This is a genomic window from Streptomyces sp. A5-4, from assembly GCF_051131715.1.
GTDB lineage: Bacteria > Actinomycetota > Actinomycetes > Streptomycetales > Streptomycetaceae > Streptomyces.
In genome coordinates, this window is record NZ_CP178591.1 from 2,063,093 (window position 1) to 2,079,344 (window position 16,252).

15 protein-coding genes, 1 pseudogene and 1 riboswitch are annotated in these 16,252 nt (G+C 69.9%); of the genes and pseudogenes, 10 read left to right on the top strand and 6 right to left on the bottom strand.

Translation table 11 applies throughout. From position 1 onward, the window contains the following. The first annotated feature begins 144 nt into the window (after nucleotides 1-144). The 7 genes from ACLLJJ_RS09485 to ACLLJJ_RS09515 all read left to right on the top strand — a co-directional run bounded on the left by ACLLJJ_RS09485 (nucleotide 145) and on the right by ACLLJJ_RS09515 (nucleotide 7,690). Nucleotides 145-1,194 (top strand): MBL fold metallo-hydrolase, encoded by a 1,050-nt coding sequence (locus ACLLJJ_RS09485; RefSeq protein WP_434588916.1) that lies wholly within the window; start codon nucleotides 145-147, stop codon nucleotides 1,192-1,194. Between the two features lie 20 nt (nucleotides 1,195-1,214). Next, nucleotides 1,215-1,357, top strand: a riboswitch (cobalamin riboswitch). An 88-nt stretch (nucleotides 1,358-1,445) separates the two neighbouring features. Continuing rightward, complete coding sequence (locus ACLLJJ_RS09490; RefSeq protein ID WP_434588918.1) at nucleotides 1,446-2,687, top strand: prenyltransferase/squalene oxidase repeat-containing protein; 1,242 nt, start codon at nucleotides 1,446-1,448, stop codon at nucleotides 2,685-2,687. Continuing rightward, nucleotides 2,684-3,349, top strand: a complete 666-nt coding sequence (locus ACLLJJ_RS09495) for an SCO2322 family protein (protein WP_434588920.1) — start codon at nucleotides 2,684-2,686, stop codon at nucleotides 3,347-3,349. The genes ACLLJJ_RS09490 and ACLLJJ_RS09495 overlap by 4 nt, the downstream gene beginning before the upstream one ends. Before the next feature lie 2 nt (nucleotides 3,350-3,351). Next, a complete protein-coding gene (locus ACLLJJ_RS09500) occupies nucleotides 3,352-4,524 on the top strand; it encodes an energy-coupling factor transporter transmembrane protein EcfT (protein WP_434600358.1) in 1,173 nt (390 codons plus the stop codon). Continuing rightward, the gene (locus ACLLJJ_RS09505; protein WP_434588922.1) at nucleotides 4,521-6,143 is read left to right on the top strand and encodes an ABC transporter ATP-binding protein; all 1,623 of its coding nucleotides are present in this window, start codon (nucleotides 4,521-4,523) and stop codon (nucleotides 6,141-6,143) included. Before ACLLJJ_RS09500 ends, ACLLJJ_RS09505 begins: the two co-directional genes overlap by 4 nt. Then, nucleotides 6,140-6,973 carry an ECF transporter S component gene (locus ACLLJJ_RS09510; protein WP_434588923.1) on the top strand — a complete coding sequence of 278 codons (834 nt, stop codon included), beginning with the start codon at nucleotides 6,140-6,142 and terminating at the stop codon, nucleotides 6,971-6,973. Before ACLLJJ_RS09505 ends, ACLLJJ_RS09510 begins: the two co-directional genes overlap by 4 nt. A 309-nt stretch (nucleotides 6,974-7,282) precedes the next feature. Beyond that, entirely contained in the window at nucleotides 7,283-7,690 is a 408-nt protein-coding gene (locus ACLLJJ_RS09515; protein ID WP_434588925.1) for a transglycosylase SLT domain-containing protein, read from the top strand. A gap of 478 nt (nucleotides 7,691-8,168) precedes the next feature. On the opposite strand, the gene ACLLJJ_RS09520 is transcribed toward ACLLJJ_RS09515, so the two are convergent. Then, on the bottom strand, nucleotides 8,169-9,338 hold the full coding sequence (locus tag ACLLJJ_RS09520; protein ID WP_434588927.1) for a steroid 3-ketoacyl-CoA thiolase: 1,170 nt from the start codon (nucleotides 9,336-9,338) through the stop codon (nucleotides 8,169-8,171). A gap of 235 nt (nucleotides 9,339-9,573) precedes the next feature. Here ACLLJJ_RS09520 and ACLLJJ_RS09525 point away from each other — a divergent pair, with 235 nt between their 5' ends. Beyond that, complete coding sequence (locus ACLLJJ_RS09525) at nucleotides 9,574-10,818, top strand: cytochrome P450 (RefSeq protein ID WP_434588929.1); 1,245 nt, start codon at nucleotides 9,574-9,576, stop codon at nucleotides 10,816-10,818. Between the two features lie 54 nt (nucleotides 10,819-10,872). Then, a pseudogene (locus ACLLJJ_RS09530) lies at nucleotides 10,873-12,143 on the top strand (tyrosine-type recombinase/integrase). 213 nt (nucleotides 12,144-12,356) lie between these two features. Here the strand turns inward: ACLLJJ_RS09530 and ACLLJJ_RS09535 are convergent. The 4 genes from ACLLJJ_RS09535 to ACLLJJ_RS09550 form a co-directional block, all read right to left on the bottom strand. Beyond that, a complete protein-coding gene (locus ACLLJJ_RS09535; RefSeq protein WP_434588931.1) occupies nucleotides 12,357-12,770 on the bottom strand; it encodes a DUF6896 domain-containing protein in 414 nt (137 codons plus the stop codon). Nucleotides 12,771-12,772: 2 nt separating this feature from the next. Then, entirely contained in the window at nucleotides 12,773-13,144 is a 372-nt protein-coding gene (locus ACLLJJ_RS09540) for a ParB N-terminal domain-containing protein (protein WP_434588933.1), read from the bottom strand. A 678-nt stretch (nucleotides 13,145-13,822) separates the two neighbouring features. Next, nucleotides 13,823-14,053: a hypothetical protein gene (locus ACLLJJ_RS09545; protein WP_434588935.1), complete on the bottom strand. Its 231-nt coding sequence runs from the start codon at nucleotides 14,051-14,053 to the stop codon at nucleotides 13,823-13,825. Then, a complete protein-coding gene (locus ACLLJJ_RS09550; protein WP_434588936.1) occupies nucleotides 14,050-14,247 on the bottom strand; it encodes a hypothetical protein in 198 nt (65 codons plus the stop codon). Before ACLLJJ_RS09550 ends, ACLLJJ_RS09545 begins: the two co-directional genes overlap by 4 nt. A 156-nt stretch (nucleotides 14,248-14,403) precedes the next feature. Between ACLLJJ_RS09550 and ACLLJJ_RS09555 the strand changes: the two genes are divergently transcribed. Then, entirely contained in the window at nucleotides 14,404-15,126 is a 723-nt protein-coding gene (locus tag ACLLJJ_RS09555; RefSeq protein WP_434588938.1) for a GntR family transcriptional regulator, read from the top strand. A gap of 72 nt (nucleotides 15,127-15,198) precedes the next feature. On the opposite strand, the gene ACLLJJ_RS09560 is transcribed toward ACLLJJ_RS09555, so the two are convergent. Beyond that, a complete protein-coding gene (locus tag ACLLJJ_RS09560; protein ID WP_434588940.1) occupies nucleotides 15,199-16,053 on the bottom strand; it encodes a GntR family transcriptional regulator in 855 nt (284 codons plus the stop codon). Between the last annotated feature and the right edge of the window lie 199 nt (nucleotides 16,054-16,252).

Genomic DNA, 16,252 nt, shown 5'->3' on the forward strand with positions numbered 1-16,252 from the left:
CCCGATGAGCCGTTCAACTACCCGGTAGAGACAATTGACTTGGGCATCGATTGGAACGAGTTCTAGTTATAGTGGGCGAAGCCTGACGGCTGCCGGACGCCGCGCGACCGGCGCCGCGCCCCTACGCGACCGAGACGAGGCCCCATGAAGCAGGTGACCGACCAGGTGACCGCACACGGCGGAGGCGTCTGGTCCCTCAAGGTGCCCATCCCGGACAACCCGCTCGGTCACACACTGGTCCACCTGCTCGACACCGACGAGGGCCCGGTCCTGATCGACACCGGCTGGGACGACCCGACGTCCTGGGACACCCTGGTCGCGGGCCTCGCGGCGCTCGATGTGGCCGTCGCCGACATCCACGGCGTGCTCGTCACCCACCACCACCCCGACCACCACGGCCTGTCCGGCCAGGTGCGGGACGTCTCGGGTGCGTGGATCGCCATGCACGCCGCCGACACCGACGTCGTACGCCGCACCCGCGGCGCGAAGCCCAGCACCTGGCTGGACTTCATCACCGCCAAACTCACCACCGCGGGCGCCCCCGAGGAGCACCTCGCGCCGCTGCGCGCCGCCCGCGAGTCGGGCCGCACCCGCACCCTGCCGGGCCTGAGCGCCGCCCTCCCGGACCGCGAGATCGTCCCCGGCGACCTGCTCCCGCTGGCGGGGCGCCGGCTGCGCGCGATCTGGACGCCGGGCCACACCCCGGGCCATGTCTGTCTGCATCTCGACGAGGCCCATCCGGCGAACCTCCCCGGCAACGGCCGCCTGTTCTCCGGCGACCACCTCCTGCCCGGGATCACCCCGCACATCGGCCTGTACGAGGACCCGGACGACGCCACGGTCACCGACCCCCTCGGCGACTACCTCGACTCCCTGGAGCGCATCGGACGGCTGGCTCCCGCCGAGGTCCTGCCCGCCCATCAGCACGCGTTCACCGACGCTCCCGCGCGCGTGGCCGAACTGCTGGCCCACCACGAGGACCGACTGACCGGCCTGCGCACCCTCCTCGCCACCCCGCTCACCCCGTGGCAGATCGCGGAGCGGATGGAGTGGAACCGCCCGTGGGAGCAGATCCCGTACGGGTCGAGGAACATCGCGGTCTCGGAGGCGGAGGCGCATCTGCGCCGCCTGGTGAAGCTGGGTATGGCGGAGCCGGTGATGGGCAGCGACCCGGTCACCTACCAGGCGGTGTAAGGGTCCGGGGACCGAGCGAGGGCGTTACGGGCCGGTAGAGTGTGCGAGTCGTCATCATGCCCGTACAGGGGGAAGCCGGTGCGAATCCGGCACTGACCCGCAGCCGTATGTCGTCCCCGAGGGACGACGAGTCGCAACACCCTGCTCGGCATGACTGGCTCGGCACCGTCGAGGTATACGGGGCCGGCGCCCGGTGCGTGGTCCCGCGTGCTCGTGCCCGGCTCCGCCAGCAGGAGAGGCCCCCGCCCGTCATGACCTTTCGCCGCAGCGCAGCCACCGTGCTCGCCGCTTCCGCCGTTCTCTGCGCAGCCGCCGGCCCGGTGGCGGTCGCGGCGCCCACGCCGTCCCCCAAGCCCGTGATCCCCTCCGGGCTGTACGGCACGACGGACCCCATGTACGACGGTGTCTTCCGGCAGTCGCTGGCCCTGCTCGCCCAGGACACCGTGGGCGTCAAGCCCGCGGCGAAGGCCGTGAGCTGGCTGGTCGGGCAGCAGTGCGACTCCGGCGGCTTCCCTGCGTTCCGCGCCGACGCCACCGAGCCATGCAACGCGAAGACCATGGTGGACAGCAACGCCACCGCCGCCGCCGTGCAGGCGCTCGTCGCGCTCGGCGGGCAGGACGCCGTCGTGAAGAAGAGCGTCGACTGGTTGAAGTCCACGCAGAACCAGGACGGCGGCTGGAGCTACAGCCCCGGCACCGCGACCGACTCCAACTCCACGTCGATAGTGATCGGCGCGCTGGCCGCGGCGGGCGAGAAGCCGGGCGAGGTCAAGTCGCAGAAGAGCAGGTCGCCTTACGACGCGCTCGGCACGTTCGCCATCCCGTGCGACGCGAAGACGGGCGGCGGCGCGTTCGCGTACCAGCCGGACAAGGCCGGGAAGCTCGCGCCCAACGGTGACGCGACGGCCGCGGCCGTGCTGGGCGCGCTCGGCAAGGGCCTGGTCGCCGAGGGCAAGGACGGCGGCAAGAAGGCCTCGTGCACGCAGGGCGGCAAGCCGACCCCGGACATGACGTCCGGCAACGGCGCCGCGTACCTGGCCACCACCCTCGCCAAGACCGGCCACCTCGACACTCCCCCCATGCCCGGCGCCGAGGACACGAAGCCGCTGCCGGACTTCGGCAACACCGCCGACGCCGTGGTCGCGCTGGCCGCGCAGGGCGGGGCCGAGCAGGCGCGGAAGCCGCTGACCTGGCTGGAGAAGAACTCGGCCGGCTGGGCGAAGCAGAGCGGGCCCGCCGCGTACGCGCAGCTGATCTTCGCCGCGCACGCGACCGGCACCGACCCGAAGTCCTTCGGCGGCGCCGACCTGGTCAAGGCGCTCAACGCGACCGGGCCGACGCCCGAGTCCGTGCGGCCGGCCGGTGACAAGGACGAGAAGAAGGACGACGGCGGCGGCTTCGGCGCCTGGTGGATCGTCGGCATCGTCTTCGTCGCCAGTGCGGGCGCGGGCATCCTGTTCAGCGGCCGCAAGAAGAAGAACCAGCAGCGGTGAGGACGCGTACGCGTCCGGTCGCGCTCCTCCTCGCCCTGTGCGCCGCGCTCGTGGTGCTGGGCGGGGCGGGGTCCGCGCAGGCGGCGACCGGCTACCGCTACTGGTCGTTCTGGGACCAGGACGGCGGCGGGAAGTGGGCGTACGCCACCCAGGGTCCTTCCACCGCGAGGCCCGCCGACGGTGACGTCCAGGGCTTCCGGTTCGCCGTGAGCCAGGACTCGCAGGACGCCGCCAAGCCGCGCGGCGCCGGGGACTTCCGGGCCATCTGCGGGGCCACCCCCGCCCAGGGCGACGCGAAGCGGGTCGCCCTGGTCATCGACTTCGGCACCGCGGCCGACGCTCCCGACGGGGAACGCCCGCCCGCCCCGCGCACCGCCTGTGCCCGGATCCGCCAGGACGCGACCAGCGCGGAGGCGCTCGCCGCGGTGGCGAAGCCGCTGCGGTACAACAGTGACGCGCTGCTGTGTGCGATCTCCGGCTACCCGAAGGCGGGCTGCGGGGACCAGGTCGCCGCCGCCGACGGCAGGAAGACGGCCCCGGCGACGGAGAACACACCCGACGAGGGCGGCCCCTCCGCCGGGATCCTGGTCGGCCTCGCCGCCGTCCTCGCGCTCGGCGCGGCCGGTGTGTGGCAGGGCCGGCGCCGCCGCGGACGACCGTGACCCTGCGCGCGCCCGAGGCGAACCGCAGCAACGCCCTGCACGCGGGGGCCTGGTGGCTGTGGGCACTCGGGCTCGCCACCGCGGCGTCGCGCACCACCAATCCGCTACTGCTCGGGCTGCTGGTGGGCGTCGCCGGCTATGTCGTCGCCGCGCGCCGCACCGCCGCGCCGTGGGCCCGTTCGTACGGCGCGTTCGTCAAGCTCGGCCTGGTGGTCATCGGGATCCGGCTGCTGTTCTCGGTGTTCCTCGGCTCACCGGTCCCCGGCACCCACACCCTGTTCACGCTGCCCGAATTACCGATGCCCGACTGGGCGAGGGGGGTGCGGATCGGCGGCCGGGTGACGGCCGAGCAGCTGGTTTTCGCCCTGTACGACGGCGCGAAGCTCGCCACGCTCCTCATCTGCGTGGGCGCCGCCAACGCGCTCGCCAACCCGGCCAGGCTGCTCAAGTCGCTGCCCGGAGCGCTGTACGAGGTGGGCGTCGCCGTTGTCGTCGCGATGACCTTCGCGCCGAACATGGTCGCGGACGTGCTGCGTCTGCGGACCGCGCGCCGACTGCGCGGGCGCCCCACCAGCGGCATCAAGGCCGTTCTCCAGATCGGGCTGCCGGTCCTGGAGGGCGCGCTGGAGCGGTCGGTCGCGGTGGCCGCTTCGATGGACGCACGCGGCTACGGCCGCAGCGCCCATGTCCCGCCCGCCGTGCGGCACACCACGACCGTGCTGACCATCGGCGGACTGCTCGGCGTGTGCGCCGGGTCGTACGGGCTGCTGGCCGCCGACGGGGCCGGGTTCGGGCTGCCGGTACTCGCCGTGGGGCTGCTCGCCGCGATGGCGGGCCTGCGGCTCGGCGGCCGGCGCAGCATCCGTACCCGCTACCGGCCCGATCTGTGGGGCACGCGCGCGTGGCTGGTGGCCGGATCGGGGGCGGCGGTCGGGGGGTTGATGATCTGGGCCGGCAGCCATGACCCGGTGGCCCTGCACCCGGGTGTGGTGCCGCTGGTCGCACCGGAGTTCCCGCTGTGGCCCGCCGCGTCCGTACTGATCGGCCTGCTGCCGGCCTTCGTGGCCCCGGCGCACCGGGAACCGGCGGCAGACAGGGCGCCGGCAGCGGCAGGGACGCCGGCGCCCACGAACTCAGCGAAGGCACCAGCCACAGAGAAAGAGACAGGCCAGTGATCCGGTTCGAGAATGTGTCGGTCAGTTACGCCGACGCCGCCGCGCCCGCGATCCGGGGCGTCGATCTCACCGTGCCCGAGGGCGAGCTGGTCCTGCTCGTCGGGCCGTCCGGAGTCGGCAAATCGACTTTGCTGGGCGCGGTCTCCGGGCTCGTCCCGCACTTCACCGGCGGCACCCTGCGCGGCCGGGTCACCGTCGACGGCCGCGACACCCGCACCCATAAGCCGCGCGAACTGGCCGACCTCGTCGGCACCGTCGGCCAGGACCCGCTGGCCCACTTCGTCACCGACACCGTCGAGGACGAGCTGGCGTACGGCATGGAGTCCCTGGGCATCGCGCCGGACGTGATGCGGCGCCGGGTCGAGGAGACCCTGGACCTGCTCGGTCTCGCCGAGCTGCGCGACCGCCCGATCGCCACCCTCTCCGGCGGCCAGCAGCAGCGCGTCGCGATCGGCTCGGTCCTCACCCCGCACCCGAAGGTGCTGGTACTCGACGAGCCCACGTCCGCCCTGGACCCGGCCGCCGCCGAGGAAGTGCTGGCCGTGCTGCAGCGCCTCGTGCACGACCTGGGGACGACGGTGCTGATGGCCGAGCACCGCCTGGAGCGGGTGGTGCAGTACGCCGACCAGGTCGTGCTGCTGCCCGGCCCCAGCGAGGCCCCCGTCCTCGGTGCGCCCGCCGCCGTGATGGCCGTGTCACCGGTGCATCCGCCGGTGGTGGCGCTGGGGCGGCTCGCCGGCTGGGACCCGCTGCCGCTGTCCGTACGGGACGCCCGCCGCCGGGCCGCCGGACTGCGGGAGCGCCTCGCGGACCGTACGCCCGCCGCCACACCCGACCCGCCGCCCGCCCCGCCCGTCGCCGAGACCCGGGCCCTGACGCTGCGCCGCGGGCGGACCGAAGCGCTGCGCCGGGTGACGCTGTCGGTGCGGCCGGGCGAGACGGTCGCGCTGATGGGCCGCAACGGCGCGGGCAAGTCGACGCTCCTGGGCGCGCTCGTCGGCATGCACGAGCCGACGTCGGGCTCGGTGCGCGTCGGCGGGAAGGTCCCGCACCGCACCCCGCCGCGCGAGATGATCCGCCGCGTCGGGCTCGTACCGCAGGAGCCGCGCGATCTGCTGTACGCCGACACCGTCGCCGCCGAGTGCACGGCCGCCGACCGGGACACCGGCGCCGAGGCGGGCAGCTGCCGGGCCCTGGTGACCGCGGTGCTCCCGGACGTACCGGACAGCACCCACCCGCGGGACCTGTCGGAGGGGCAGCGCCTCGCGCTGGCCCTCGCCGTCGTACTGACCGGGCGGCCCCCGCTGCTGCTGCTCGACGAACCGACCCGCGGTCTGGACTACGCGGCCAAGGCCCGCCTGGTCACGATCCTGCGCGGGCTCGCGGCGGACGGGCACGCGATCGTGCTCGCCACCCACGATGTGGAGCTGGTGGCGGAGCTGGCGCACCGGGTGGTGATCCTCGCCGACGGCGAGGTGGTCGCCGACGGGCCGACGCCCGAAGTGGTGGTGTCCTCGCCCGCGTTCGCCCCGCAGGTCGCGAAGATCCTCGCGCCGCAGAAGTGGCTGACCGTCTCGCAGGTACGGGACGCGTCGGCGGGCCCCGAGGCCGCCGTATGAGCGGACAGAAGGTGTCGGGCCGCCGCCCGCGGGTGGTGCGGCTGGGCCCGCGGGCCGTCGTCGCGCTGCTGCTTATCAGCGTGATCGGGGTGATCGCCTTCGGCTGGCCGCTGCTCGCCGACTCCGCGTCCGGGCTCGCCCACTCGAAGGACGCGCCGTGGCTGTTCGCCGCGCTGCTCCCACTCCTGGTCGCGGTCGTCGTGGCGACCATCGCCGACTCGGGGCTCGACGCGAAGGCCGTCGCGATGCTGGGTGTGCTGGCGGCCGTGGGGGCGGCGCTGCGCCCGCTCGGGGCGGGCACCGCCGGGCTGGAGCCGATGTTCTTCCTGATGGTGCTGAGCGGGCGGGTGCTTGGCCCCGGCTTCGGCTTCGTGCTGGGCTCGGTGACGATGTTCGCCTCCGCGCTGCTCACCGGCGGTGTCGGGCCGTGGATGCCGTTCCAGATGCTGGCCATGGGCTGGTTCACGATGGGCGCGGGCCTGCTGCCGGGCGCGGAGCGGCTGCGTGGCCGCGCCGAGCTGCTGATGCTGGCGGCGTACGGCTGCGTCGCGGCCTTCCTCTACGGCACGATCATGAACCTCCAGGGGTGGACGTACATCGGCGGGCTCTCCACCGGTGTCTCCTTCCACCCCGGCGACCCGGTGCACGAGAACCTGGTCCGCTTCCTCACGTACTGCGCGGCCACCTCGCTGGGCTGGGACCTGGGCCGGGCCGTCCTCACCGTCGCCCTGACCCTCACCATCGGCGCGACGGTCCTGAAGGCGCTGCGCCGGGCCACCCGCCGGGCCGCCTTCGAGGCGGCGGTCACATTCGAGGCCCAGAAGCCGTAGGCAGTACGTCGCTTTCCGTGACGGAAGCGCGCCGGATCGGTGAGGCGGCCCACAGGACCTTGGTCCCCAACGAGCCTGGATAGTACTCACGGACACCCCCTCCGGGATCTTTCCGCGAGGCCACGACCTGCACAGACGGCAGCAATACCACTTCAGGTACTTTCTGCCTGAATTACCGGTTCGACTAGTAAGAGGGGTAATTGCGACGAGATGCCCGCTCTGCTCCACTGGAGCAGTCGCCGGGTGAAGCAGGCCGCCGCAATCGGCCCACCCCCGCGACACCCCCCGTTCCCAACGTTAGGTTCCTCCGTGTCCTCTGTGATCACTCGCCGCCTCGCCACCCGCTCGAAGTCCGTGGCCGCCGGCGCTGCCGTGCTGCTCGGCTCCGTGGGCGTGGTGATGGGCGGCGGCGCCTCCGAGGCCGCGGCGGCGACGCCGCAGTCGGTCGCGAAGAAGATCATCGCGGACGACGCCCAGTTCCAGTGCTTCGACAACATCGTCGAGCACGAGAGCGGCTGGGACCACCAGGCCAACAACGCATCGTCCGGCGCGTACGGCCTGGTCCAGGCCCTGCCGGGCTCCAAGATGTCGTCCGCGGGCGCCGACTGGAAGACCAACCCGGCCACCCAGATCAAGTGGGGCGTGGACTACATGAACGACCGCTACGGCAACCCGTGCGGCGCGTGGAGCCACTGGCAGGCCAACGGCTGGTACTGACCAGCCACACCACCACCCGGCTCACAAAGGCCCCGCTGAGATCGACCTCTCCCGGCCGATCGCAGCGGGGCCTTCGCCTGCGCCCACCCGGCCCGCTCGACCCGGCGGGTCCACACCCGGCCCGGCCACATCCATCCAGCTCAGCCACATCCAGCCCGTCCGGTGTTTGACGACCGGGCCTGGGCGGAGCCCGCCGCAGCACGCCCACCCCGCCCATTCCAGCCCGTCCGGCGCTTGAGGACCGGGGCCTGGGGCGGAGCCCGCCGCGCCACACCCACCCCGCCCATTCCAGCCCGTCCGGTGCTTGAGGACCGGGGCCTGGGGCGAAACCCGCCGCACCACACCCACCCCGCCCATTCCAGCCCGTCCGGCGCTTGAGGACCGGGGCCTGGGGCGGAGCCCCGGCTTCGGGAAGGGGCGGGGAGGGGAACAGCGCCGCAGGCAACCCACACCCGGAGCCGCGCCCCGCACCCGCCCCCTACAGCCGCTGAATAATCGTCCCCGTGGCCAACGCCCCACCCGCACACATCGTGATGAGCGCGAACTCCTTGTCCCGCCGCTCCAGTTCATGCAATGCCGTAGTGATCAGCCGCGCCCCGGTCGCCCCCACGGGATGCCCCAGCGCGATCGCCCCGCCGTTCACATTCACCTTCTCCAGGTCCTGCTCGAAGACCTGCCCCCAGCTCAGCACCACGGACGCGAACGCCTCGTTGATCTCGACCAGATCGATGTCCCTGAGCGACATCCCCGCCTTCCCGAGCACCGCCCGGGTCGCGTCGATCGGCCCGTCCAGATGGAAGTGCGGGTCCGACCCGACCAGCGCCTGCGCCACGATCCGCGCCCGCGGCTTGAGTTTGAGCGCCCGCGCCATCCGCTTCGACGCCCACAGGATCGCGCTCGAACCGTCCGATATCTGCGAGGAGTTGCCCGCGGTGTGCACGGCCGTCGGCATGACGGGCTTCAGCCGGCCCAGCGCCTCCATGGACGTGTCACGCAGCCCCTCGTCACGGTCGACGAGCCGCCACATGCCCTGCCCGGCCGCCTGCTCCTCCTCGGTGGTCGGCACCTGCACGGCGAAGGTCTCACGCTTGAAGCGCTCCTCGCCCCACGCCACCGCGGCCCGCTCCTGCGACAACAGCCCCAGCGAGTCGACACGTTCACGCGTCAGCCCGCGATTGCGCGCGATCCGCTCGGCCGCCTCGAACTGATTGGGCAGATCGACGTTCCACTCCTCGGGGAACGGCTTGCCGGGGCCGTGCTTCGACCCGCTCCCCAGCGGCACCCGTGACATCGCTTCGACGCCACAGCTGATGCCGACGTCGATCGCCCCGGCGGCGATCATGTTGGCGACCATGTGACTGGCCTGCTGCGAAGACCCGCACTGGCAGTCCACGGTGGTGGCGGCGGTCTCGTACGGCAGTCCCATGGCGAGCCACGCGTTGCGCGCCGGGTTCATGGACTGCTCGCCGGCGTGCGTGACCGTACCGCCGACGATCTGCTCGACGCAGTCGGCCTGGATTCCGGTGCGGCCGAGGAGCTCACGGTAGGTCTCACCCAGCAGATAGGCGGGGTGCAGGTTGGCGAGCGCGCCTCCGCGCTTGCCGATGGGGCTGCGTACAGCTTCGACGATGACGGGTTCCGCGGCCATGAGCTCGTCCTCTCCTTACCCGTAGGACGTCCCGGCGCCCACGGCAGGCTTGGAACTAGTACGCGTTCTAGTTCTTGCCTCAGTCTTATGAGTGGCACCCCTGTAGCGCAAGGGCCCTGCACGCGGTACGCGCCTGCCGCGCACGCAACAGTTGGCGCCAAATCCCTTGCCACTTGTAGAACTCGTTACTACATTCCGGGCAACTTCTGATGGTCCGTCAGACATGGAGTTGCCGATGCACTGCCCCGCGCTGCCCGACGGGTTCGACTTCACCGACCCCGACCTGCTCCAATCCCGGGTCCCTCACCCGGAGTTCGCACAGATGCGGCAGACCTCTCCGGTGTGGTGGTGCGCACAGCCGCACGGCATCTCCGGCTTCGACGACGCGGGCTACTGGGTGGTTACCCGTCATGCGGACGTCAAATATGTCTCCACGCACCCGGAACTCTTCTCCTCCCACACAAACACCGCGGTCATCCGCTTCAACGAGTCGATCAGCCGCGATCAGATCGACGCACAGCGGCTGATCATGCTCAACATGGACCCGCCCGAGCACACCAGGGTCCGCCAGATCGTGCAGCGCGGCTTCACCCCCCGCGCCATCCGGTCGCTGCAGGGCGCCCTGCGCGACCGGGCCCACTCGATCGTCGATGCCGCGCTCGCGAACGCCAAGGACGACGGCACCTTCGACTTCGTCACCAACATCGCCGTCGAACTGCCCCTGCAGGCCATCGCCGAGCTCATCGGCGTACCGCAGGAGGACCGGACCAAGATCTTCGACTGGTCCAACAAGATGGCGGCGTACGACGATCCGGAGTACGCCATCACCGAGGAGGTCGGCACCGAGGCGGCCATGGAGATCGTCTCGTACGCGATGAACCTCGCCGCCGCCCGCAAGGAGTGCCCGGCGAAGGACATCGTGTCCACGCTGGTCGCGGCGGAGGGCGAAGGAAACCTGCAGTCGGACGAGTTCGGCTTCTTCGTCATTCTGCTGGCGGTGGCCGGCAACGAGACCACCCGCAACGCGATCAGCCATGGCATGCACGCCTTCCTCACCCACCCCGAGCAGTGGGAGCTCTACAAGCGCGAGCGCCCGGAGACCACAGCCGAGGAGATCGTGCGCTGGGCGACGCCCGTCGTCTCCTTCCAGCGGACCGCCACCGAGGACCTCGAACTGGGCGGCCAGGCGGTCAAGAAGGGCGACCGGGTCGGCATCTTCTACTCCTCGGCCAACAACGACCCCGAGGTCTTCGAGAACCCGGAGGCCTTCGACATCACCCGTGACCCCAACCCGCATCTGGGATTCGGCGGCGGAGGCCCGCACTTCTGCCTGGGCAAGTCACTGGCCGTACTGGAGATCAACTTGATCTTCAACGCGATCGCGGACGCCCTGCCCGACCTCAGGCTGGTGGGCGACCCACGGCGCCTGCGCTCGGCGTGGCTGAACGGCATCAAGGAGCTCCAGGTCAGCCGCGACTGAGGTAACCCGGACCAGACCCGAGTGGCAGGGGCCACTCCACGCCGCCGCCCGCCCCTGCCACTCGCCCCCAGCACGCACCATCCTGCGAACGGCGACGGGACCGTCTACCAGCGCAAGGACGGACGATGGGAAGCCGCCGGATACGTCCTCGCCCCCCCGGCAACACCCGCAAGCGCGTCCGCGTCTACGGCGCAACCCGCAAAGACGCGCTGGCCAAGCTCATCGAGAAGATCGCCGCCAGCAACCGCGGCTCCCCATCGCGACGGCCGACAGCACCGTGAGCACCTACCTCGCGTACTGGCTGGACGGCGTCGCCGTTCACCACCTGCGAGAGAACACCCACACCCGCTACGCCGCCTCCATCCGCCTCCGCCTCACCCCCCGGCCTCGGCGCCAAGAAGCTCGCCCGGCTCACCACCCGCGACGTCCGCACCTTCCTCGACGAACTCCGCACCACCTGCCAGTGCTGCGCGCAGGAACAGGACGCTGTTCGGAGGTCCTGCTGCGCCATCGGCCAGTGCTGCGAGAAGCGGCTCTCACCGCTGACTGTGACGTACGTCCACGCAGTCCTCAAGCCCGCCCTGGAACACGCCGTCCGCGAGGACGAACTGCCGCGCAACGTCGCCCGCAACGTCAAGACCACCACGCCCCGCCCCCGGCGCTTCCAGCCCCTAACCGCCGCCGAAGCCCGCCAGTTCCTCCAGTCGGCCGGCGACAACCGGCTTCACGCTCTGTACGAACTCGCCCTACGCACCGGACTCCGCAAGGGCGAACTCCTCGGCCTCCACTGGGAAGACCTCGACCTGGACGGCGGCACCGCCAGCATCCGCCGCTCGCTCCAGCGCACCCGCAGTCAGGGTCTGACCGTCCTGAACACCAAGACCCTGGCCTCCGAGCGCCGCATCGCCCTCCCCACCGAATGCATCAGCTCCCTCAAGGCCCATCAGGAGCGGCAGCAGGAAGAGCGCCAGGCGGCCGGAACTGGCTGGGCAGACAACGGCCTCGTCTTCACCACCCCGACGGGCAGACCGCTCGACCCCGGCAACCTCACCCGCCGCTTCCGTCGCATCCTCCACAGCTCCGGACTCCGGACGATCCGCTTCCACGATCTCCGTTACTCGACCGCCACCCTGCTCCTGGAGCAAGGCGTCGATCTCGTCGTCATCAAAGAGCTCCTCGGTCACGCCCACATCGGCGTCACCGCCGGCGTCTACGCCCACGTCCGACTCCGCCTCCAACGCCAGGCCATCGACACCCTCAACGACGTACTCGGCACGGGCAACGACGACCGAGAAGACCCGCCCTCCGCGGCAACCGTCCGTTGACGTTGCCGTCACCGTTGCCGTCAAGACGGCCAGATGCCCCGCCGGAGCCAAACCCGGCGGGGCATCGCCTTGCATTTTTCGGAGAAGCCAAGGTGGAAGGCGGAGAATCTCTGTGCTCAGTACATGGATTTCGCGTCCAACTATCAAACGCTACCGGGGCCCACGAGCGGGACCCGTCACTTGACCAGGTGACACCTCAACTTTCAGCGCTACTCACCGCAGAACGACAGCGCTGAACCAGCCCGTTCTAACCTCTCTGAGAACTCCACCACGAACCAGTTCGCGACAAGATGACAAGACATCCTCGCGAGAAATATCAAGTCCGTCATCCAAGCTCTCAATGAAGCGAATCACTCGCCAATCGTCGAAGACTTCCGACCCGTCCGGCAGGAAGTCGACATCTACTTCCCTGCCCCTCTGATCGGCCATTCTGCAACCGATTCCATGAACCGCGTAACCCACGCCGTCACGCGAGATACCACGTCGATCCATACCGCCGCGCCTGACCAGCGGAATCATGTCAGAAAGCGTTCTCAGTGCTGGATAACTGGTGACCATCGACTGCCTCACCGACGTCAGTGCTGAGACGAAGTCGAGCACGTATTCACGTGCGGATACATTCACCATAGTCATCTCCGCTTGTACTTGTTTGTCAGGCTATCCGGTCTGACATTCGCCCATGCGGCAACGACGTCGTCTGCACCTTTATATCCGTACCCTTGGAGCCGTTCCAAGGAAATATTCGTGTAGGGAACTTCTATTCCAGCGCGCTTGGCGGCAGCTACTCGATGATGGCCGTTGATTACATATCGCGATCCACCATGCCCGAACACCTCGATCGGGTCTCCTTGCCACCCGTTCTCCTTCATGTCCTTTGCCAGCTTGTCGACATTCTTGATCGAAGCATTTCCCGACAGACCCTCAGTGCGACTCAGCGAATACGGGTCGGCGATCCCGCAGCCTGAATTGTGCACGAGTACCGGTGTCTCGCCCGCCAGCACATAGTACGTGTGCTGGGCGCCCCCTTTCTGCCTGCGTTTTCGCAGGTCAGCAGGAATTTGCCGGTCCGTGGGTGTGCGTGGAAGTGCCTTGCTGTGCGCCCCTGTTGCCGTCGCGTTGCCGTCAGCCGATCACGCGCGTGAGGGCGGTGGAGTGGGCTTTGGCCGGTGTCCTGCCCGGGTTGGGGTCGGGCATGGTCAGGGGGCCGTACGCTGGCCCGGCAACTCGGGCAGGCTTTACCCCTGCCCGGAATGTGAACGAGTGGCCCCCTGGCCTTGCCCGACGCGGGCCCCGACTCGGGGAGGTGGGTAAAGCCCATGGAGCCGACCGACCCACCCGCCAGCTGCGCATCGGCCAACTCCCCACCGCTGCCTCACGGTCGGCCTGGTGCTCGTCGTGCGGGCGCGTCCCGGCTTCTTCGGGCTTCCAGTCGTCCGCTGTGTTGTCTGCGCGGCCTGGTCGCTGGCCGGCCCGCGGTGGCGGAGCCGAGAGCGGGCCGGATGAGCGGCCGTGCCGCGCGCGACCCGCGCCAGCGGGTCGCCTTGAAGACGTATAGAAACTTTGGACGCATGCCACTTCGGCGCTACGCCGTGACCGCTGGCGGAGACCTGTGGCTGGGGCTGCGGTCTGGTGCTCATCTCGACGGAGTGAGAGTTCGGGTCTGGCTTCCGCGATGACGCCTACTCGGTGCGGGTGACCATCGCGTGGTCGGTCACGACACGACGGAACAGATCGTGGCCAGTGCCTCCGGTGTGCTGAAGTGCCCAGTCCTGCGCGGCCTCCTGCTCATCGTGGGGACCGGACTCGACCTCGCATCCAACCGTGACGCAGAACGCTTCGTAGGTGACACCGCCTTCGGGGACGTGCCGGACGGTGTGGGGTACGTAGCGGTACACGGCGCGGGGTGTCACTGGTGCCCCTCGGGATGGCGTCGCATGTAGACATTGCAGTCAGTCACGGTCGTCATGTCGCCGACCATGCGCGCCCGGTCGCGCACGTTGGCGAGTTCGGCGCAGCCAGCGCACCCCTCGACGGGCGTCGGCTCCAACTCCAGGCGCAACGGCAGATCGACAGGCGCGGTCGAATACCTCGTTGGCTCGCTCATGGCAGGCGGTCACCCTTCGGACGTCACATGGCTGACCTGTTGACAGGTCGGTGCTCTAGTTCAGTATTCGAGTGACCGAAGCACTCCCACTACGGTTCGTAGTGCACTAGTGTGCCGTCACTGACAGCTCGTCAACTCATGTGAGGGGCAAGCCGTATGCCCAGTCCCAAGACGTTCACGAAGATCGCAGATCACTTCCGGGAGCGCATCCTTGCCGGGGAGCTTGAGCCGGGCGCCAAGCTGCCGACCAACCGCGAAATCGCCGGACAGTGGCAGGCTGCCGCCGCCACGGTATCGAGGGCCCTGCAAGCCCTCCAGGTCGAGAACTACCTCCGCACCACTCCGAGAGGCACCTTCGTCGCCGATGACCCGAAGTGGACCCTGTCGGCGCGGGACCGGCTGGCCAGGGTCCAGCGGGTGAAGTCGTTCCTGGCCGAGGGAGAGACCAGCCGGGTGACGGCTGCTGAGCTGATCGCTCCGCCGCTGTACGTGGCCGAGATCTTCGATCTGGAGCCCGGGGATCAGGTGGTCCGGCGTGAGTGGCTGGCCGGGCGGGGCAAGACGCGGACGGTGTTCGCGGTGACCTGGTATTCGGCGCCGTTCGCCGCCCTGGTCCCTGATCTGCTGAATACCGCTCCGGGCCGCAATCACGGGCTGTCCGCGCGGGTCCTAGAAGCCACCGGGCGCACGATCACCCATGCCCGTGATGACATGCACGCCCGTCCCGCCGACGCACGCGAGGCGAGTGCGCTGGGTCTTCCCGTCGGTTCCCCGATCCTGGCCGGTGCTCATCGGTGGTCGGACTCGGAAGGGATCATCGAGTACGGGGAGTGGTGCCTGCCACCCCGGTTCACCATCGGCTACGAGTACCAGTCCTGACCCATGCACGCAGAGCGTCGCCGGAGGCGAGACGCCACGGTCTCCGGGGGCGCTCCGGCACCTCTGGGTACCTCAGTCGGCGTTGCCGCGTTCCAGCCGCTCGACGCGCTCTTGAAGGTCTTCGATCTGTTCCAGGGCGCGTTCGAGATTGTGGGCCAAGTCCCCGGGTCCGGCCGCCGACGGGAACGCCCGGTTGGGGACATCAGGCGCCTTGGGCGACGCGTCCACCGGTTCCACGGTGACGGGCAATCCGGTGCCGAACCCGCCGCCCACGACGGCGTACGCGGTCCCCTGATGCAGCCCGCTCGTTCGGTGGACCTTCTTGATCCGGCCCTCCAGGGCGAGGAAGGTCAGGGCCTGCTCCGCCGCATCCGCGTCGCCGCCAATCATGTCGATCACTTCATCCACGGTCACCGTGGAGCCCCGTGGCAGTGATCCGTCCCTGATCTTCCCGACCAGCCGGCCGTGGATGAGCTGCGTGGCGAAGCCGTGGTCGTCCCAGTCGCGTACGTAGACGTCGTCGCCGGGCACCTCGCCCGGGTAGCGCAGGAGGAAGTTACTGGCCAGCAGGGCGATGGCGTTGCTGACCACGTTCAGCGGCACCGAGTAGTGGTCGGCCAAGACCTCCCGGGCGGGGAGCTTGTTCCCTGGCGCCAGGGTGCCGGAGTAGATCTGCTGCTGGAGATCACTGGCAACGGTCTCGAAGGCTTCCTCGAAGTCGGCCGAGCGGGTGACGAACGTGCCGCGACCCTGGCGGGCGATGACCCAACCCTCGTTGCGCAGGCGCCGGATGGCCTTCTGCACGGTCAGGCTCGACGCCTTGTAGGTCTCCATGAGCTGGCTCTGCGTCGGCAGCAGCTGGCCCGGCCGCAGCTCCTCGTCCCGGATCTGCTGCCGCAGGTCGTCCGCGATGCGTTCGAACGTCAAGCGCGCGCCGTCAGCAGCAGGCATGTCCATCCCTGGTCCGGGTTCGAATCTCACAGGTCTCACGCGGACCGCTGCCCCTTCTTTCACCAGCTCAGCCATCCACGGTGCCAGGGTAGCCGCCCGACGGATGGACCACCCCAACAACGAATGGAACTAGATAGGGATGGAATGCGGATGGACTGGATGTATGGTTGCGGCA